A 19,170-nucleotide genomic window follows, 5' to 3' on the forward strand; every position below is an offset into this window, starting at 1 on the left:
AACGCCCGCTCACCTGTGGCGGGTTAAACCCAAACGCCCGCTCACCTCTATCCCAAGGTGAGCGGGCGTTTGCGCGGGCGGAAGGCTACTTGGCCTGGCCGAGGAATTCCTGGAGGCGTCGAACGCCTTCGGCGAGGTCGTCGTCGCCCAACGCGTACGAGAGGCGCACGAAACCGGAGGGGCCGAAAGCCTCGCCCGGAACAATTGCGACCTCAACCTCGTCGAGGATCAGCGAGGCAAGCTCCGCGGACGTTGACGGACGGACGGGACCGTTCGACGTCGGGAATTCCTTGCCCAGCAGCCCGCGGACGTCGGCGTACACGTAGAAGGCGCCGGTCGGCGTCGGGCATTCCACACCGTCGATCGCGTTCAGTCCGGCAACGATCGCCTTGCGGCGGCGGTCGAAGGCGACCTTCATTTCGTCGACGGCGGTCAGCGGACCGGACACCGCAGCGAGGGCTGCGATCTGCATGATGTTGGAAACGTTCGACGTCGCGTGCGACTGGAGGTTGGTGGCGGCCTTGATGACGTCGGCCGGGCCGATCATCCATCCGACGCGCCATCCGGTCATGGCATAGGTCTTGGCGACACCGTTGAGGATGACCACCTTGTCGCCGAGTTCGGGGGCGGCGGTGGCGATCGAGGTGAAGGGGACGCCGTCGTAAGTCAGGTGTTCGTAGATCTCGTCGGTGACAACCCAGAGGCCCTTGGCCGCGGCCCATTTTCCGATTTCGGCCACTTGTTCGGCGCTGTAGACGGCGCCGGTCGGGTTGGACGGGGAAACGAAAAGCAGGATCTTCGTCCTGCCGGTGACCGCGGCTTCGAGTTGCTCCACGGTGACCAGGTAACCCTGCTCGGGTCCGGCGAAGACCTCGACGGGAACGCCTCCGGCCAAGCGGATTGCCTCCGGGTAGGTGGTCCAGAAAGGCGTGGGGATGATGACTTCGTCGCCCGGATCAACCAGGGTGGCGAAGGTGTTGTAGACAGCCTGCTTACCGCCATTGGTAACCATCACCTGGGAAGCATCGACTTTGTAGCCCGAGTCGCGGAAGGTCTTGTCCGCGATGGCCTGCTTCAGCTCCGGCAAGCCGGCAGCGGGGGAGTAGCGGTGGTACTTCGGCTGCGAGGCGGCCTCGACGGCGGCCTTGACGATGTAGTCGGGGGTCGGGAAGTCGGGCTCCCCGGCGCCAAAGCCGATCACGGGGCGACCCGCTGCCTTGAGCGCCTTGGCCTTGGCGTCAACGGCAAGGGTGGCGGACTCGGCGATGGCGGAAATTCGCTGTGAAATGCGGGCGGCAGGTATTCCGGCAGACATTAAAGCACCGTTCTTCGCGGGCAGCTCATGAGCTGGATGGTGGGATTCGACGGAATCTACTTTATGCTGTTCTGCGGAGCTATCGGGCTAACGTCTCGAAAGTGACAGTGCATGCTGATCAAACGAGCGCTGATCACACGAGGCTGATCGCGTCAGCGGGAAGGCCTGAACGCTCCGGAAATGGCCCGGTTCGACTATCGCGACGTTGTTGCGTAGACTGGTTCACCGGTGTTGAAAAACATCACAATGGTTCGCGCCCCAGATTGGCCCGGAATCCCGTGTTCTTGGAGATTCCTTGGCAATGATGGAGTGCGGCCAAATATGGATTCGTTCCATAGGGTAGTGGCGCAATTGGTAGCGCAGCGGTCTCCAAAACCGCAGGTTGCAGGTTCGAGTCCTGTCTGCCCTGCGCAAGCTGTTCCGGGTTTCGCTCGGAACAAGCGCAGCAACCATGACTCTGATCAGAGTCGGGTCAACGACGTTTGCATAGATGAGTGAGGATCAGGTGACCGAAACAGCTGCGAGCAGCTCGAAGGGCCGCCCTGCCAAGAAGTCCGATTCCGGACTCTTCGCTCGAATTGCTCTTTTTGTCCGCCAGGTAATTGGCGAGCTCAAAAAGGTAGTTGCCCCCACCCGCAAGGAACTGGTCAATTACACAGTCGTGGTGCTGGTGTTCGTGGCCATCATGATGTTGGTCGTCACCATCCTGGACCTGGCTTTCGGTACGGGAATCAAATGGGTTTTCGGCGCTACCGGCACCACGAACCACTAAGCGGATCGCTCCGCAAACCGCGTGAAATCCCCGGAAAATCAAGGGATTTCACAGGGTTTGCGGAATTGAGCCATTTAAATAGGCATGTTAGGCAATGAGGAAGCAGGAGACCAAGTGTCTGAGCAGGAGCTCGAGGTAACTGAGACTGAGCTGGATGGGCCCGCTGAAAGCACGGCCCACGCCACGGCTGACGCCGTGGAAGGATCCGAGGTCGATTCTGCTGCGCCCGAAACTGCCGACGTCGACGACGCCGACCAGGATGAGTCCGATGACGCCGAGTCCGATGACGCCGATGCGTCCGACGACGAGTCCGGCGCCGACGCCCTGGCCGCCGCTGCAGCCGTAGCGCCCGCCGACCCCGCCGAGGAGTTCAAGGCCAAGCTTCGCCGCCAGGAGGGTGACTGGTACGTCATCCACTCCTACGCAGGCTACGAAAACCGCGTCAAGGCCAACCTTGAGACCCGCATCCAGACCTTGGACATGGAAGATTACATCTTCGAGATCCAGGTGCCCATGGAGGAAGTCGTTGAGATCAAGAACGCCCAGCGCAAGATCATCAACCGCGTTCGCATTCCGGGCTACGTCCTCGTCCGTATGGACCTGACCGACGCATCCTGGGGCGCCGTCCGCCATACCCCGGGTGTCACGGGCTTCGTGGGCAACGCACACAACCCGGTCCCGCTTCGCCTCGATGAGGTCTTCTCCATGCTGGCCCCGGTCTTCGAAGAGCAGCAGGCCGAAAAGGGCAAGCCGGTCAACAAGCAGCACCAGACGCCCGTCGACATCGACTTCGAGGTCGGAGAGTCCGTCATCGTCAAGGAAGGTCCGTTCGAGACCCTTCCCGCCACGATCTCCGAGATCAAGATGGATTCCCAGACGCTTGTGGTGCTGGTGTCGATCTTCGAGCGCGAAACCCCGGTTACGCTCGCATTCAACCAGGTCACCAAGATCTAGTTGATCCAAGAATTTCGCCCCGCGGTTGCCCGCTTAGCAGCCACGGAGCGGTCGGTCGCCTTGCCATGGCGGCCACAAACCTGAGGCACGCTCCTGTGTCCTAGGAAGTTATTGAGAGAAGGACCTACATTGGCTCCCAAGAAGAAGGTCACCGGCCTCATCAAGCTGCAGATCCAGGCAGGTGCCGCCAACCCGGCCCCGCCGATCGGTCCTGCGCTTGGCCAGCACGGTGTCAACATCATGGAATTCTGCAAGGCGTACAACGCTGCAACAGAAGCCCAGCGCGGAAACGTTATCCCGGTTGAAATCACGGTCTACGAAGACCGCTCGTTCACCTTCATCACCAAGACCCCGCCGGCTGCAGAGCTCATCAAGAAGGCTGCAGGCGTTGCAAAGGGTTCGGCCACGCCGCACACCGTCAAGGTTGCCAAGCTGACCCAGGCACAGGTTAACGAGATCGCCACCACCAAGATGGAAGACCTCAACGCCACCAGCCTTGAGGGCGCTGCCAAGATCATCGCCGGCACCGCACGCTCCATGGGCATCACCGTCGAGGGTTAATTCCCCTCACCGCTTCATGGCGTCTGTTTTGGGAAACTGACGACGCCGGGTAGCACCGCCGGGAAACCGGCACCATTGAAATATTGAGAATGTTGGAGATCCACGCCGGATGTCCAACTGTGGCAGGGCCCAGCGCGGTCCGCAGACCACAACTGCACAAGGAGAATAAGCAGCATGGCAAAGCGCAGCAAAGCATATGAGGCAGCCGCAGCCAAGATCGAGGCAGACAAGTTCTACGCCCCGTTCGAGGCCATCAAGCTCGCCAAGGACACCAACCCGTCCAAGTTCGACGCCACCGTTGAGGTCGCTTTCCGTTTGGGCGTTGACCCGCGTAAGGCCGACCAGATGGTCCGCGGTACCGTCAACCTGCCGCACGGCACGGGTAAGACTGCCCGCGTCTTGGTGTTCGCAACGGGCGACAAGGCTGAAGCAGCAATCGCTGCAGGCGCCGACTTCGTTGGTTCCGATGACCTGATCGAAAAGATCGCAGCCGGCTGGACCGACTTCGACGCCGCAGTGGCAACCCCTGACCTCATGGGCAAGGTTGGCCGTCTCGGTAAGGTCCTCGGCCCGCGTAACCTCATGCCGAACCCGAAGACCGGTACCGTGACCGCTGACGTCACCAAGGCTGTCAACGACATCAAGGGCGGCAAGATCGACTTCCGCGTCGACAAGCACTCGAACCTGCACTTCATCATCGGCAAGGTTTCCTTCGACGAACTGAAGCTGGCCGAGAACTACGCAGCCGCTCTGGAAGAGGTGCTTCGCCTGAAGCCGTCCGCTTCCAAGGGCCGCTACATCCAGAAGGCTACGGTCGCCACCACGTTCGGTCCGGGCATCTCCGTTGACCCGAACGTCACCAAGGTTCTCACCGAGGCGTAAGCCGCCGGGAGCATCGACTCTGAAAGGACCGTCCGGCATTAGCCGGGCGGTCCTTTCGTTGTAGGCGAACCGTCACCTATCGCGGCCGGCGACCGCTGATTAGGCTGAGGGCATGACAGGCCAGGTTCCGGATTTCAGCATCCACGAGCTCCATCTGCCGGAGTCCCTGGATGGTCCGGACGGCAAGGTTTTCCGGGAGCTCTCATCCGTGATGGACGCCATGGTGCTGGAAACCTGGGGAAACCTGGAACGGGCGTCCTCGGCCCAGGCCCGGCTCGCCGGATGGCGCGATACCCCATACGCGGTATCGAGGCACTTCTTCGCCCGGGTGGACGGAAGGATCATTGGCCACGCGTCCTGCGAAGTTCCGCTCAAGGACAACATCCAAACCGCGTGGCTCGAGGTAGATGTGCTGGAGGCGTACCGCCGGTACGGAATCGGAACCGCGTTGCTTCGCACCGTAGAAGGCATCGCGAAGGCCCAGGGGAGGCACGTCCTGCAGGCGCACACCGAACACCCCATCGGCCTCGCAGGAGCAGAGGGAGTACCCGGGGGAGTATCCGACGTTGCTCCGGGAGCAGCCTTCTGCCTCAAGAACGGTTACACCTTGGAACAGGCCAGCAGATTCAGCACGTTGGACATGGACCACAACGCGGAATGGGCAAGGCTGGAGTTTGCGGCGCACTCCAAAGCAGACGCCGATTACGGGGTCCTTGCCTGGACGAACCGTTGCCCCGCCGAATACGTGGACCGCATGGCCGGGCTGATGGGCCGGATGAGCACGGATACTCCGGCGGGAGGCCTTGAGATCGAGGCAGAGGACTGGGACGCTGCCCGCGTCAGGCAACTCGAAGACACCATGCTTGCCGAGGGTCAGACTGCCCTCGTGGCCGCCGCACAAGACCGGAGGATGGGGGAGCTCGTTGCGTACACCGTGATCTACCTTGATCCCGCGAAGCCCGGTGTGGCCGAGCAGGACGATACTTTGGTGGCACCGCCGCATCGGGGCCATGGGCTGGGAATGCTCGTCAAACTGGCCAATCTGCGCAGGCTGCCGACGGAATATCCGTCCGTGGGGCGCGTCATGACTTTTAATGCCGAGGAAAACGAACATATGCTGTCCATCAACGTACAGCTCGGCTTCAAACCGGCCGGATACGACGGCGAATGGCAAAAGAGGATCAAATGACGAGCACGGTGGAGATCGGCCAACTCTGGATCCCGGATTCCCTTGACGCCGATGACGCAAAGGATTTCCTGGCCGCCGTCGAAGTCAGCCGCAGGGTCCGCATGCAGATCTGGGGCACGGACGATCTTGCCTACACGCCGTTGGAAAAACTGCTCGAACTCGGCGACCCTTACGAACGCCAGGTCATTCTCGTGGCCCGCGTCGACGGCCGCATTGTCGGTACGGTAGACATCGCGCTTCCCCTTGCCGACAACATGGACCTGGCCGAGTTCACCCTCGACATCCTTCCTGAATTCCAGCGCAGGGGCGTCGGGCGGCAGCTCCTGGAAGCTGCCGAGCACTTCGCCAGAAGCGAGGGCCGGACCATGATCATGGTGGACACGAACCATCCTGCCGAGTCCCTCCGGGGTGGTGCCGAAGGTCAACTCGTGCCTGGCAGCGGCCTGGGCTTCGTTCCCTTGGCCAGCCGCGAGGTCGATTTTGCCCGGCGTACCGGTTACACCCTGCAGCACATCGAACAGTTCAGTTCCTGCGCGCTCCCGCTGGATTCAAAGCTCGTAGCCGAGCTTGAGGCCGAGGCCGAAGACGCGAACGCCGGCCGTTACCAGGTCCACCACTGGACCGATCGGTGCCCCCAACAGTGGCTCGAAGCTGTGGCCGCCCTGGAGAACGCAGCCGGCGAGGTGGTGTCGGAAGGCAACGAGGCCCCGGAAGCCGAACAGCAGCAATTAGTGTTCGACGCCGGTGTGTTGCGGCAGGCGGAGGACGCCGCCGTCGCGCAGGGACGCCGAACGGTGGTCACCGCCGTCGAACACGTCGCCAGCGGGCGGATCGTCGGACTCACCACGATCGGGGTCCTGGCGCAACGCCAGGATGTCGTCTTCCAAGACGACACGATCGTCCTGCAGGAGCACCGCGGGAACAAGCTCGGGCTCCTCATCAAGGTCGCCAACATGCAGCGCCTGAGCGAACAGTTTCCCGACGCCCGCGTGATCTACACCTGGAATGCGCCGGAAAACCGGTACTTGCTGACGGTGAACAAGCAACTGGGATTCACCACGGCCGGGGTCACGGGGTTGTGGCAGAAGGAACTGCCGAACATGGGGCCGAGGGTCACCTCCTCCGAGTAGGCGGCGCGATTTGGCGATGCACTTGCCCGTCCCGTAAGCTTGAACTACCAAAGACCGTCGGTTGATGGGAATCCACTCCTCCGGGCACAGCTCAACTCTGTAGCTGCGTGCGGAAGAACCAAGTGGTTTCCTAGACGAAGGACCCTGACAAAGGGCGGCCGGCGCAGGTGAACGAAGCAAATCTCCATGATCATTGGATCGTGTTGAGCCAAGCCCCGTGCATCTGCGCGGGGCGTTTTTTAGTTGCAGCTCTTTTGAGCGGGGACCCGGAAAACCGGCTTTATTCCCCGGAAGGAGGGTTATGGCAACGCCTAGCAAGATCTCTGCAGTAGCTGAGATCACCAACGATTTCAAGGAATCGAACGCCGCTGTCCTGACCGAATACCGCGGGCTCTCTGTTGCACAGCTCAAGCAGCTGCGTGTTTCTCTCGGCCTGGACACCAAGTTCTCGGTCGTCAAGAACACCCTGACCGCCATTGCAGCCAAGGAAGCTGGTGTCGAAGCATTCGACGGTCAGCTCGCCGGCCCCACTGCAATCGCATTCATCAAGGGTGACGCGGTTGCTGCCGCCAAGAGCCTGACGGACTTTGCCAAGGCCAACAAGCAGCTTGTCATCAAGACCGGCTACTTCGAAGGCAAGGCACTGAACGCAGCAGAGGTTGCCGCACTGGCAGCCCTCGAGTCCCGTGAGCTGCAGCTCGCCAAGGTTGCAGGCATCCTCAAGGCACCTGCTGCCGCGGCTGCTCGCATCATTGACGCCCTGCGCCTCAAGCTTGAAGAAGAGGGCGGCGCTGTAGCACCGGCCGCTGACGAAGCACCGGCTGCCGACGAGGCTCCCGCCGAGGCTGCTGCAGAAGAGGCTGCCGCTCCGGCTGAAGCCGCTGAAGCAGCAACCGAAGAGAACTAAGTTCTCCCCACTCAAACTGCGGTGCAGTAACGGACAACGTCCGTGGCAGCACCACCTATAGGAAGGACGCCAAACATGGCGAAGCTCAGCAACGAAGAGCTCATTGAAGCTTTCAAGGAACTGACCATCATCGAGCTCTCCGAGTTCGTCAAGCTCTTCGAAGAGACCTTCGAAGTTACCGCTGCTGCTGTTGCAGTCGCCGGCCCTGCCGGTGGCGCTGCTGCTGAAGAGGCCGAAGAGAAGACTGAATTCGATGTCGTCCTCGAAGCTGCCGGTGACAAGAAGATCGCAGTGATCAAGGAAGTTCGCGCCATCACCTCCCTCGGCCTCAAGGAAGCCAAGGACCTGGTTGACGGTGCACCGAAGGCTGTTCTCGAAGGCGCCACCAAGGAAGCCGCTGAGAAGGCCAAGGAGCAGCTCGAAGCTGCCGGCGCCACGGTTACTGTCAAGTAACTCGCGTTCGCGCTTTCAGGAAGCCCCGTCCGGATTCGTCCGGGCGGGGCTTCCTGCATTTAACAGCAACGCGGGGTCACTTACGGCCCATTAGGTGCTGCCGGATGGGCCGTAAGTGACCCCGCGTTGCTCAGATGGGGTCGCTGATGTCGGCTACGATCGCGCCCAAGGCCTCAGTGAGGGAATCCGCTTTCACGAAAGCGCTGAATCCGTGTTCGCCTGCTCCCATGGAGATCCTGCGTCCGGCGATGCTGGCATCCGCATAGACCGGCCAGGGCGTCGAACTTCCCAGCGGCGTGATGGTGCCGCGCTCATAGCCGGTTGCCTCGAAAGCGATGTCGGCCGAGGGCATCGACAGCTTGTTGACGCCCAGGAGGGCGCGCAACTTGGGCCAGGAGATCTGCCGGTCACCCGGAACCAGCGCGAACAGGAACGAGCCGTCCCGGTGTTTGACCACAAGGGACTTCACGATGTCCGCCGGTGTGACCCCCATGATGCGGGCAGCTTCCTCAAGGCTGCTAGCCGCCGCCCGCTCTACGAGCTGGACGTCGAGTCCGCGTGCGGCCGCGTCAGCCAGGAATCGCTCAGTGCCCCGCATACATGCTCCATTTCCGTTCACGGCCACTCCGCCGCCGAACTCGCCGAATATCTAGTCGCGGTAGAGAAGCAGTGCTTCACCTTGGCCGCCGCCACCACAGAGCGCAACCGCCGCCTTACCCTTACCGCGGCGCTTCAGCTCGTGGGCCGCGTGGAGGGCCAGCCGCGCTCCTGAGGCACCGATCGGGTGTCCAATCGCGATTGCTCCGCCGTGCACATTGCACTTCTCCAAGGGATAGTCCAGGTCCTTCAAGGACTGTACCGCCACCGAACCGAAGGCTTCATTGATCTCGATGAAGTCCAGGTCGGCCGTTGTCCACCCAGCACGGTCCAGCGCGTGCCGTATCGCGTTGGAAGGCTGCGAATGCAGGCTGTTGTCGGGTCCCGCCACCTGGCCGGGCTTGCCGACGACGGCAAGGTAGTCAAGGCCGTTCTCCTCGGCGAAGCGGCGGCTCGTGAGCACGAGTGCGGAGGCGCCGTCGGACAGGGGAGAGGAGTTGCCTGCGGTGATGGTTCCGTCGGTGGCAAAGGCGCCCTTCAAGGGGGCCAGGGTCTCGAGCGTGGTCTGCGGGCGGACGCCTTCGTCCCTTGTCAGCACCAAGGGTTCTCCCTTGCGCTGCTTGACGCTGATGGGGGTGATCTCGCCGTCGAACACTCCTTGCTCGGCGGCCGCGGCCGCACGCTGGTGCGAAGCGGCGGCCACTTCATCCTGGGACCGGCGGTCGATGCCCAGCGAGAGGTTCTTGATCTCGGTGGACAGGCCCATTGACTGGCCATCAAAGGCGTCGGTGAGCCCGTCGTGGGCAGCGACGTCGAGGGCCTGGATGGCGCCGTAGCTCCAGCCTTGCCGGGAACCGGGCAGCAAGTGCGGAGCGCGGCTCATCGATTCCTGGCCGCCGGCAACCACGACGGCGGCATCGCCACTGCGGATCATTCGCGCTGCGTCGATCACGGCGGTCAGTCCGGAGAGGCAGACCTTGTTGATGGTGACGGCGGGGATGTTCCAGCCGATGCCGGCGGCGATGGCGCTTTGCCGGGCCGGATTCTGGCCGGCGCCTGCCTGCAGGACCTGCCCCATGATCACTGCGTCCACTTTGTCCGCGGTGAGCCCGCTCGCCGCAATGGCGCCTGAAATGGCGTGAGCGCCGAGCTCGACGGCGGTGAGCCCGGCCAGTTGCCCGTTCAACCGTCCCTGTGGGGTACGGCTGGCGGAAAGGATGACAACGTCGTTGTTGTTGTCCGTTGTGTCTGAGGGGGTGCCCATTTTCTCTCTTCCGATCAAGGGTGGTGAGCCTAGGTTACCGTGGCGTAGATCACCTCTCCATTCAACAATGGAGCCTGGATCAACATTCCGCCCGCGCCAGCAAGAGGCCGTTGCCGCATAGGTGCCTGCGGCAACGGTGCTTGCATTCAGGCGGGATGTGGGGTAGACAGGTGGGTTGATTTGCCGTATTGTGGATATTTGCGTCTTCCCTGTTAACCTTCAGCCTTCATATAGCGGTGGGCTTTACCTCTCAGCTGCGCCATCGACGTGCCGTTAAGAACGAGCATGGTCTTGGTCAGCCGGGGTCCCGGGTCATATAGCGGAACCGGAAAGGTACACTGCGGATTCAATCTGCAGGGTGCAAGCGGGGGAGATCTGAAAACGCCTGAAGGTCTGTGGAAGGATCCCTCTTGGTCGCCTCGAGCACCTCTAATAACGAAACCGCTAATACGGCAAGCACCGATGGTGCAACTCGCCGGCTCTCATTCGCAAAGATTCACGAACCGCTGGACGTTCCGAATCTGCTCGCACTGCAGACAGACAGCTTTGACTGGCTGGTCGGAAACGAACGCTGGCAGTCGCGGGTAGCGAAGGCTGTCGAGGAAGGCGACCTGAGCGTCGCCACCACCTCCGGACTTGCCGACATCTTCGAAGAGATCTCCCCCATCGAGGACTTCCAGGGCACCATGTCCCTGAGCTTCTCCGAGCCGGAGTTCGCTGATCCGAAGTACACCATGGCCGAATGCAAAGACCGTGACGCCACTTACTCGGCACCGCTGTATGTCAAGGCCGAGTTCATGAACAACAACACGGGTGAAATCAAGCAGCAGACCGTGTTCATGGGCGATTTCCCTCTCATGACCGAGAAGGGAACGTTCGTCGTCAACGGCACCGAGCGTGTCGTCGTCTCCCAGCTGGTCCGTTCGCCGGGCGCCTACTTTGAGCGCACCGCCGACAAGACCAGTGACAAGGACATCTTCACTGCAAAGATCATCCCGTCCCGCGGTGCATGGTTCGAACTCGAAATCGACAAGCGCGACCAGGTCGGCGTACGCCTCGACCGCAAGCGCAAGCAGTCGGTCACCGTTCTGCTGAAGGCCCTCGGCTGGACCGAAGGCCAGATCCTCGAAGAGTTCGGCCAGTACGACTCCATGCGCGCAACGCTAGAGAAGGACGCCACCGAAACCCGCGAAGACGCCCTGCTGGACATCTACCGCAAGCTGCGTCCGGGCGAGCCGCCCACCGTCGAGGCTGCCCAGTCCCTGCTGGACAACCTGTACTTCAACGCCAAGCGCTACGATCTGGCCAAGGTTGGCCGTTACAAGATCAACCGCAAGCTCGGCATCGACCGCTCCCTTGGCGACAAGGAAGCTTCGGTCCTGCACGTTGAAGACATCGTGGCCATGATCAAGTTCCTCGTCGCGCTCCACGCCGGCGAGAAGACCCTCATGGGCAAGCGCGATGGCGAAGACCACGAGCTCCGCGTCGAGATCGATGACATCGACCACTTCGGCAACCGTCGCATCCGCGCCGTCGGCGAACTGATCGAAAACCAGGTCCGCACCGGCCTCTCCCGCATGGAACGCGTCGTCCGCGAACGCATGACCACGCAGGACGTCGAAGCGATCACGCCGCAGACCCTGATCAACATCCGCCCCGTTGTGGCAGCCATCAAGGAGTTCTTCGGAACGTCCCAGCTGTCGCAGTTCATGGACCAGAACAACCCGTTGTCGGGTCTGACCCACAAGCGCCGCCTGTCGGCCCTTGGTCCGGGTGGTCTGTCCCGTGACCGCGCAGGCATGGAAGTCCGAGACGTTCACCCGTCCCACTACGGACGTATGTGCCCCATTGAAACTCCTGAAGGCCCGAACATCGGCCTGATCGGTTCGCTGGCTTCCTACGGCCGCATCAACCCGTTCGGTTTCATCGAGACTCCGTACCGCCTGGTGTCCGAGGGCGTCGTTTCCGATGAGGTCCAGTACCTCACCGCCGACGACGAAGCCGAAGTCCTGATTGCACAGGCCAACGCACCGCTGGATGCCGACAAGAAGTTCGCGGAAGAGACCGTGCTTGTCCGTGCCCGTGGTGGTGGAGGCGAGCCCGTTCTGGTTCCGGCCGGCGAAGTTCAGTTCATGGACGTTTCCCCGCGCCAGATGGTGTCCGTAGCTACCGCCCTGATTCCGTTCCTCGAGCATGACGATGCAAACCGCGCACTCATGGGTGCCAACATGCAGCGCCAGGCTGTGCCGCTGGTCCGTTCCGAGGCCCCGTTCGTGGGTACCGGCATGGAGCGCGCTGCCGCCGTCGACGCCGGTGACGTCGTCATCGCGAAGAAGGCCGGTGTCGTCAACGAAGTTTCCGCTGACCTCGTCACCATGCTTAACGACGACGGCACGGAAACCAGCTACCGCATCAACAAGTTCGCCCGTTCCAACCAGGGCAACTGCTACAACCACCGTGTCCTGGTCAACGAAGGCCAGCGCCTCGAAGTCGGCGGCATCATCGCTGACGGCCCGGCAACGGACCAGGGTGAGCTCGCCCTCGGCAAGAACCTTCTCGTGGCATTCATGTCCTGGGAAGGCCACAACTTCGAGGACGCCATCATCCTGTCGCAGCGCATCGTCGCTGAGGACGTCCTTTCCTCCATCCACATCGAGGAGCACGAGATCGATGCCCGCGACACCAAGCTTGGTGCCGAGGAAATCACCCGTGACATCCCCAACGTGTCCGAGGAAGTCCTCGCAGGACTGGACGAGCGCGGCATCATCCACATTGGTGCCGAGGTTGAAGCCGGCGACATCCTGGTCGGAAAGGTCACCCCGAAGGGTGAAACCGAACTGACTCCGGAAGAGCGCCTCCTCCGCGCGATCTTCGGCGAGAAGTCCCGCGAAGTGCGTGACACCTCCCTGAAGGTTCCCCACGGTGAGTCCGGCACGGTTATCGGCGTGCGCGTCTTCGACCGCGACAACGACGACGAGCTGCCCCCGGGCGTCAACCAGCTGGTCCGCGTCTACGTTGCCGCCAAGCGCAAGATCACCGACGGCGACAAGCTCGCCGGCCGCCACGGTAACAAGGGCGTCATCTCCAAGATCCTGCCGATCGAAGACATGCCGTTCCTTGCCGACGGTACCCCTGTGGACATCGTCCTGAACCCCCTGGGTGTTCCGGGTCGTATGAACGTCGGCCAGGTGCTCGAAACGCACCTTGGATGGGTTGCCAAGACCGGTTGGAAGATCGAAGGCGAGCCGGAGTGGGTCAAGAACCTCCCGAACCTGCCTCGTGAAACCGGCCAGACGACCGTTGCCACCCCGGTGTTCGACGGTGCACGCGAAGAGGAAATCACAGGTCTGCTGGATTCCACCAACGTGACCCGCGACGGCGACCGCCTGATCGACTCCTCCGGCAAGACCCGTCTGTTCGACGGCCGCTCCGGCGAGCCGTTCCCGGACCCGATCTCCGTGGGCTACATGTACATCCTGAAGCTCCACCACCTGGTGGACGACAAGATCCACGCACGCTCCACCGGCCCGTACTCCATGATCACGCAGCAGCCGCTGGGTGGTAAGGCTCAGTTCGGTGGCCAGCGCTTCGGTGAAATGGAAGTGTGGGCGCTCGAAGCATACGGCGCTGCCTACACCCTCCAGGAACTGCTGACGATCAAGTCGGACGATATCCACGGCCGCGTGAAGGTCTACGAAGCCATCGTCAAGGGCGAGAACATCCCCGAGCCTGGCGTTCCGGAATCCTTCAAGGTCTTGATCAAGGAAATGCAGTCGCTGTGCCTGAACGTGGAAGTCCTTTCCACGGATGGTACGACGATCGAAATGCGTGACTCTGATGACGCAGTCTTTACGGCTGCGGAAGAACTGGGCATCGATCTGTCTCGCGCAGAGCCCAGCTCCGTAGAAGAGGTCTAAACAGCCGCTCTGGCTGGCGGTGCAGACCGCCAGCCAAGGCTGCTGCCTCTTTCCGTAAACCCAAGACTTCAGAATTTAGAGAACAAGAGAGAACAGGGACCATATGTCCAGCGAATCCTCCTTCGGCCTCATGCAGATCGGCCTCGCCACCGCGGAAGACATCCGCGGCTGGTCTTACGGTGAGGTCAAGAAGCCGGAAACTATCAACTACCGCACGCTCAAGCCCGAGAAGGACGGCCTCTTCTGCGAGAAGATCTTCGGCCCGTCCCGGGACTGGGAATGCTACTGCGGCAAGTACAAGCGCGTGCGCTTCAAGGGCATCATCTGCGAGCGTTGTGGCGTTGAAGTCACCCGCGCCAAGGTGCGCCGCGAGCGCATGGGCCACATCGAGCTGGCCGCTCCCGTCACGCACATCTGGTACTTCAAGGGTGTTCCCTCCCGTTTGGGCTACCTCCTTGACCTGGCACCGAAGGACCTTGAAAAGGTCATCTACTTCGCTGCCTACATGATTACGAGCGTCGACACCGAGAGCCGTCACGCGGAACTGCCGAACCTTCAGGTGGAGCACGACCTCGAGAAGAAGCAGCTCGTCGACAACCGCGACAGTGACATCGCCACGATTGCCCGCGACCTTGAGGACGAGCTTGCCCGCCTCGAAGGTGAAGGCGCCAAGGCTGCGGACAAGAAGAAGGCCCGCGACTCCGCGGACCGCCAGATGGCCAACGTCCGCAAGCGCGCGGATGCTGAGATCGAGCGCCTCGAGCAGGTCTGGGACCGCTTCAAGAACCTGAAGGTCGCCGACCTCGAAGGTGACGAAGGCCTGTACCGCGAACTGCGCGACCGCTACGGCATGTACTTCGAAGGCTCCATGGGTGCCGAAGCCATCAAGAAGCGTCTTGAGAACTTCGACATGCAGGCAGAGTCGGAGTCCCTCCGCGACACCATCCAGAACGGCAAGGGCCAGCGCAAGACGCGTGCCCTCAAGCGCCTGAAGGTTGTCAACGCTTTCCTGACCACCAACAACAGCCCGCTTGGCATGGTGCTGGACGCCGTCCCGGTGATCCCGCCGGAACTGCGCCCGATGGTCCAGCTGGACGGTGGCCGCTTCGCGACCTCCGACCTCAACGACCTGTACCGCCGTGTGATCAACCGCAACAACCGACTCAAGCGACTGCTTGACCTCGGCGCTCCGGAGATCATCGTCAACAACGAGAAGCGCATGCTTCAGGAAGCTGTTGACAGCCTCTTCGACAACGGCCGTCGCGGCCGTCCCGTCACGGGTCCGGGCAACCGTCCGCTGAAGTCCCTGAGCGACATGCTCAAGGGCAAGCAGGGCCGTTTCCGCCAGAACCTCCTCGGCAAGCGCGTCGACTACTCCGGCCGTTCGGTCATCGTCGTCGGTCCGCAGCTGAAGCTGCACCAGTGTGGTCTGCCCAAGCAGATGGCCCTGGAGCTCTTCAAGCCGTTCGTGATGAAGCGCCTGGTTGACCTCAACCACGCGCAGAACATCAAGTCGGCAAAGCGCATGGTCGAGCGTTACCGCCCGCAGGTCTGGGACGTGCTGGAAGAGATCATCACCGAACACCCGGTGCTGCTCAACCGTGCACCTACCCTGCACCGCCTCGGCATCCAGGCATTCGAGCCGCAGCTTGTTGAAGGCAAGGCCATCCAGCTTCACCCGCTGGTGTGTGGCGCCTTCAACGCCGACTTCGACGGTGACCAGATGGCAGTCCACCTGCCGCTGAGCCCCGAAGCGCAGGCTGAAGCCCGGATCCTGATGCTGTCCTCCAACAACATCTTGAAGCCGTCAGATGGCCGTCCGGTGACCCTGCCTTCGCAGGACATGATCATCGGTCTGTACCACCTGACCACCAAGCGCGTTGGTTCCGCAGGCGAAGGCCGTATCTTCTCCTCGGTTTCGGAAGCCATCATGGCCTACGATGCCCGCGAGCTGCACCTGAACTCCCAGGTCAAGATCCGCCTTGAGGGCTTTGTGCCTTACGCCGGCTGGGAAGCTCCGGAAGGTTGGGAGCCGGGTCAGACCGCACTGGTCCAGACCTCCCTCGGCCAGGTTCTCTTCAACGAGACCCTGCCGGAGGACTACCCGTGGGTTGAGGCTGTTGCCGACAAGGGCGAGCTTTCCCGTATCGTCAACGACCTCGCAGAGCGCTACCCGAAGGTTGTCACGGCTGCAACGCTGGACAACCTGAAGGACGCCGGTTTCTACTGGGCAACCCGCTCGGGCGTCACCGTGGCAATCTCCGACATCGAGGTGCCCACCTCCAAGCCGGCCATCCTTGCCGGTTACGAGACCATGGCTGCCAAGATCCAGGGCCAGTACGACAAGGGCCTGATCGACGACGACGAGCGTCGCCAGGAACTGATCGAGATCTGGAACAAGGCCACCAACGAAATCGCCCAGGCGATGCGTGACAGCCTGTCCCCGATGAACACCATCAACCGCATGGTGTCCTCCGGTGCACGTGGTAACTGGATGCAGGTCCGCCAGATCGCGGGTATCCGTGGTCTTGTGGCCAACCCGAAGGGTGAGATCATCCCGCGTCCGATCAAGTCCTCGTACCGCGAGGGCCTGTCGGTGCTGGAATACTTCATCGCCACGCACGGTGCCCGTAAGGGTCTGGCCGACACCGCGCTGCGTACCGCCAACTCGGGTTACCTGACCCGTCGTCTGGTGGACGTTTCGCAGGACGTCATCGTCCGTGAAGAGGACTGTGGCACCGAGCGTGGTCTCATGACCGCAATCGCCGTGCCGGACTCCAACGGTGAGCTGGTCCTTGACGAGAACGTCGAGAACAGCGCCTACGCACGTACCCTCGCCGTCGACGTCGTCGACTCCAAGGGTGCTGTGCTGGCAGCTGCCGGCACCGACTGCGGCGACGTCGTCATTGCCGAGCTGCTCGCAGCCGGCATCACCGAGGTCAAGGTCCGTTCCGTGCTCACGTGTGAGTCCAAGGTCGGTACCTGTGCGCTCTGCTACGGCCGTTCGCTGGCCACTGGCAAGACCGTTGACATCGGAGAGGCCGTCGGCATCATCGCCGCACAGTCCATCGGTGAACCCGGTACCCAGCTGACCATGCGTACGTTCCACACCGGTGGTGCTGTTTCCGCCAGCGGTGGCGACGACATCACCCAGGGTCTGCCCCGTATCCAGGAGCTCTTCGAAGCCCGTACTCCGAAGGGTGTTGCACCGATTGCTGAAGCAGCCGGCCGCATCGCCATCGAGGAGTCCGAGCGCCAGATGCGCCTCATCATCACCCCGGACGATGGTTCCGAGGAGATCGCCTACCCGGTGCTGCGCCGTTCCCGCCTCCTCATCGAGGATGGCGAGCACGTCAGCGTCGGCCAGAAGCTGATCAACGGTCCTGTGGACCCGAAGCAGGTTCTGCGCATCATGGGTCCGCGTGCCGCCCAGAAGTTCCTGGTGGACGAGGTCCAGGGCGTTTACCGCAGCCAGGGCATCGGCATCCACGACAAGCACGTGGAAGTCATCGTCCGTCAGATGCTGCGCCGCGTGACCGTCATCGAATCCGGCGACTCCGATCTGCTTCCGGGCGAGCTCGCTGAGCGCAGCCGCTTCGAAGACGAGAACCGTCGCGTGGTGTCCGAAGGCCGTACCCCGGCTTCCGGCCGTCCGGAACTGATGGGTATCACCAAGGCATCTCTGGCAACTGAGTCCTGGCTGTCGGCCGCTTCCTTCCAGGAGACCACCCGCGTTCTGACGCAGGCGGCCATGGAAGGCAAGAGCGACCCGCTGCTCGGCCTCAAGGAGAACGTCATCATCGGTAAGCTCATCCCGGCCGGTACGGGCTTGCCCCGTTACACCGAGGTCACCGTGGAGCCGACTGAAGAAGCAAAGGCGAGCCTGTTCACGGGCCCCAGCGCCTTCACCGACTTCTCGTATGACGCCCTGGGCGGCGACGGAGCTCCCGAGTTCCACGCCATCCCGCTGGATGACTACGATCTCGGCAACGACTTCCGCTGAGAAGTCTGAAACGCAAGGACCCCGTACTCACTGAGTGCGGGGTCCTTCCCGTTAAGCGCCCGACGACGGCGGCCGGCATCCGCCGTCGTGGTTCACCCCTCTACACCCGATTAAGGCCTCAGATCAAGCCATGCTAGAATTTTGGTAATTGTTCTGTGTGGCAGTGGATGAAGGCCGCCGCAGCATCATTTCGGTTTTGTTCTCATGATGTTGGGTGGAGCCTGTTTCCGGGTTGCGGGCTACGTGCGCAACGAATGCCGCACTTTTGCACGCCCACCGGTCTTCGGGCCAGGGTCGCATGGACAACGCCAAAGCTCTCACGCAAACACAGGCCAACGCCTGGGCGCGGAGCAGAGATCAACCAACGGAGAACACGAAAGTGCCTACGATTAACCAGCTGGTCCGCAAGGGCCGCACGCCGAAGGTCTCCAAGACCAAGGCTCCCGCGCTTAAGGGCAGCCCGATGCGCCGCGGTGTTTGCACCCGCGTTTACACGACCACCCCGAAGAAGCCGAACTCGGCTCTCCGTAAGGTTGCTCGTGTCCGCCTCAACGGTGGCGTTGAAGTTACCGCCTACATCCCCGGTGTTGGCCACAACCTCCAGGAGCACTCCATCGTGCTGGTCCGTGGTGGTCGTGTGAAGGACCTTCCGGGTGTCCGTTACAAGATCGTCCGTGGTGCCCTCGATACCCAGGGTGTCAAGAACCGCAAGCAGGCCCGCAGCCGCTACGGCGCAAAGATGGAGAAGAAGTAATATGCCTCGCAAGGGTCCGGCCCCGAAGCGGCCGCTAGTTTCCGATCCCGTTTACGGTTCCCCGTTGGTCACCCAGCTGATCAACAAGGTTCTGATCGACGGCAAGAAGTCCACCGCAGAGCGCATCGTTTACGGCGCACTCGAAGGTGCACGCGCCAAGTCCGGTGGCGACCCCGTCGCTGCCCTCAAGAAGGCCATGGACAACGTCAAGCCTTCCCTCGAGGTCCGCTCCCGCCGTGTCGGTGGCGCAACCTACCAGGTTCCCGTTGAGGTCAAGCCGGGCCGCTCCACCGCCCTCGCTCTCCGCTGGCTGGTTGGCTACTCCAAGGCCCGCCGCGAGAAGACGATGACCGAGCGCCTCCAGAACGAAATCCTGGATGCGTCCAACGGTCTCGGTGCCGCTGTGAAGCGTCGCGAAGACACCCACAAGATGGCCGAGTCGAACAAGGCCTTCGCACACTACCGCTGGTAA

15 protein-coding genes and 1 tRNA gene are annotated in these 19,170 nt (G+C 62.2%); 13 read left to right on the forward strand and 3 right to left on the reverse strand.

Going from position 1 to position 19,170, the window contains the following annotated elements:
* Window positions 1-85: 85 nt before the first annotated feature.
* Window positions 86-1,315: a pyridoxal phosphate-dependent aminotransferase gene (locus tag AC3WJM_RS01995; protein ID WP_306958983.1), complete on the reverse strand. Its 1,230-nt coding sequence runs from the start codon at window positions 1,313-1,315 to the stop codon at window positions 86-88.
* A gap of 336 nt (window positions 1,316-1,651) precedes the next feature.
* Here AC3WJM_RS01995 and AC3WJM_RS02000 point away from each other — a divergent pair.
* From AC3WJM_RS02000 to rplL, 9 genes are all read left to right on the forward strand, one after another.
* Window positions 1,652-1,724 (forward strand) — tRNA-Trp (locus AC3WJM_RS02000).
* A gap of 81 nt (window positions 1,725-1,805) precedes the next feature.
* Window positions 1,806-2,087: a preprotein translocase subunit SecE gene (gene secE, locus AC3WJM_RS02005; protein WP_059387348.1), complete on the forward strand. Its 282-nt coding sequence runs from the start codon at window positions 1,806-1,808 to the stop codon at window positions 2,085-2,087.
* A gap of 114 nt (window positions 2,088-2,201) precedes the next feature.
* Window positions 2,202-3,041: a transcription termination/antitermination protein NusG gene (nusG, locus tag AC3WJM_RS02010; protein ID WP_492259889.1), complete on the forward strand. Its 840-nt coding sequence runs from the start codon at window positions 2,202-2,204 to the stop codon at window positions 3,039-3,041.
* Between the two features lie 129 nt (window positions 3,042-3,170).
* The gene (gene rplK, locus AC3WJM_RS02015; protein WP_018773647.1) at window positions 3,171-3,602 is read left to right on the forward strand and encodes a 50S ribosomal protein L11; all 432 of its coding nucleotides are present in this window, start codon (window positions 3,171-3,173) and stop codon (window positions 3,600-3,602) included.
* Window positions 3,603-3,776: 174 nt separating this feature from the next.
* Window positions 3,777-4,484, forward strand: coding sequence for a 50S ribosomal protein L1 (gene rplA, locus AC3WJM_RS02020; RefSeq protein ID WP_028265118.1), 708 nt, complete (start codon window positions 3,777-3,779; stop codon window positions 4,482-4,484).
* Between the two features lie 112 nt (window positions 4,485-4,596).
* Entirely contained in the window at window positions 4,597-5,673 is a 1,077-nt protein-coding gene (locus AC3WJM_RS02025; RefSeq protein WP_492271099.1) for a GNAT family N-acetyltransferase, read from the forward strand.
* Complete coding sequence (locus AC3WJM_RS02030; RefSeq protein WP_370872614.1) at window positions 5,652-6,803, forward strand: GNAT family N-acetyltransferase; 1,152 nt, start codon at window positions 5,652-5,654, stop codon at window positions 6,801-6,803. Before AC3WJM_RS02025 ends, AC3WJM_RS02030 begins: the two co-directional genes overlap by 22 nt.
* Before the next feature lie 301 nt (window positions 6,804-7,104).
* Window positions 7,105-7,710: a 50S ribosomal protein L10 gene (gene rplJ, locus AC3WJM_RS02035; RefSeq protein WP_059387352.1), complete on the forward strand. Its 606-nt coding sequence runs from the start codon at window positions 7,105-7,107 to the stop codon at window positions 7,708-7,710.
* Between the two features lie 75 nt (window positions 7,711-7,785).
* On the forward strand, window positions 7,786-8,163 hold the full coding sequence (gene rplL / locus AC3WJM_RS02040; protein WP_059387353.1) for a 50S ribosomal protein L7/L12: 378 nt from the start codon (window positions 7,786-7,788) through the stop codon (window positions 8,161-8,163).
* Between the two features lie 130 nt (window positions 8,164-8,293).
* On the opposite strand, the gene AC3WJM_RS02045 is transcribed toward rplL, so the two are convergent.
* Window positions 8,294-8,761, reverse strand: coding sequence for an aminoacyl-tRNA deacylase (locus tag AC3WJM_RS02045; RefSeq protein ID WP_284991827.1), 468 nt, complete (start codon window positions 8,759-8,761; stop codon window positions 8,294-8,296).
* 51 nt (window positions 8,762-8,812) lie between these two features.
* A complete protein-coding gene (locus AC3WJM_RS02050) occupies window positions 8,813-10,024 on the reverse strand; it encodes an acetyl-CoA C-acetyltransferase (RefSeq protein ID WP_306958978.1) in 1,212 nt (403 codons plus the stop codon).
* A gap of 410 nt (window positions 10,025-10,434) precedes the next feature.
* Here AC3WJM_RS02050 and rpoB point away from each other — a divergent pair, with 410 nt between their 5' ends.
* The 4 genes from rpoB (at window position 10,435) to rpsG (ending at window position 19,170) form a co-directional block, all read left to right on the forward strand.
* Window positions 10,435-13,941, forward strand: a complete 3,507-nt coding sequence (rpoB, locus tag AC3WJM_RS02055; RefSeq protein ID WP_059387358.1) for a DNA-directed RNA polymerase subunit beta — start codon at window positions 10,435-10,437, stop codon at window positions 13,939-13,941.
* Between the two features lie 103 nt (window positions 13,942-14,044).
* A complete protein-coding gene (locus AC3WJM_RS02060; RefSeq protein WP_284755100.1) occupies window positions 14,045-17,944 on the forward strand; it encodes a DNA-directed RNA polymerase subunit beta' in 3,900 nt (1,299 codons plus the stop codon).
* A 379-nt stretch (window positions 17,945-18,323) separates the two neighbouring features.
* The gene (gene rpsL, locus AC3WJM_RS02065) at window positions 18,324-18,698 is read left to right on the forward strand and encodes a 30S ribosomal protein S12 (RefSeq protein WP_009358312.1); all 375 of its coding nucleotides are present in this window, start codon (window positions 18,324-18,326) and stop codon (window positions 18,696-18,698) included.
* Between the two features lies 1 nt (window position 18,699).
* Complete coding sequence (gene rpsG, locus AC3WJM_RS02070) at window positions 18,700-19,170, forward strand: 30S ribosomal protein S7 (RefSeq protein ID WP_059387355.1); 471 nt, start codon at window positions 18,700-18,702, stop codon at window positions 19,168-19,170.

Source organism: Arthrobacter sp. FW306-1B-G06A (genome assembly GCF_058781765.1).

Coding starts and splice junctions, on each gene's coding strand:
- rplJ (WP_059387352.1), top strand. CDS start 7,105: ATGGCAACGCCTAGCAAGATCTCTGCAGTAGCTGAGATCACCAACGAT.
- AC3WJM_RS02045 (WP_284991827.1), bottom strand. CDS start 8,761: ATGCGGGGCACTGAGCGATTCCTGGCTGACGCGGCCGCACGCGGACTC.
- rplL (WP_059387353.1), top strand. CDS start 7,786: ATGGCGAAGCTCAGCAACGAAGAGCTCATTGAAGCTTTCAAGGAACTG.
- rplA (WP_028265118.1), top strand. CDS start 3,777: ATGGCAAAGCGCAGCAAAGCATATGAGGCAGCCGCAGCCAAGATCGAG.
- AC3WJM_RS02050 (WP_306958978.1), bottom strand. CDS start 10,024: ATGGGCACCCCCTCAGACACAACGGACAACAACAACGACGTTGTCATC.
- AC3WJM_RS01995 (WP_306958983.1), bottom strand. CDS start 1,315: ATGTCTGCCGGAATACCTGCCGCCCGCATTTCACAGCGAATTTCCGCC.
- rpsG (WP_059387355.1), top strand. CDS start 18,700: ATGCCTCGCAAGGGTCCGGCCCCGAAGCGGCCGCTAGTTTCCGATCCC.
- AC3WJM_RS02030 (WP_370872614.1), top strand. CDS start 5,652: ATGGCAAAAGAGGATCAAATGACGAGCACGGTGGAGATCGGCCAACTC.
- AC3WJM_RS02060 (WP_284755100.1), top strand. CDS start 14,045: ATGTCCAGCGAATCCTCCTTCGGCCTCATGCAGATCGGCCTCGCCACC.
- secE (WP_059387348.1), top strand. CDS start 1,806: ATGAGTGAGGATCAGGTGACCGAAACAGCTGCGAGCAGCTCGAAGGGC.
- AC3WJM_RS02025 (WP_492271099.1), top strand. CDS start 4,597: ATGACAGGCCAGGTTCCGGATTTCAGCATCCACGAGCTCCATCTGCCG.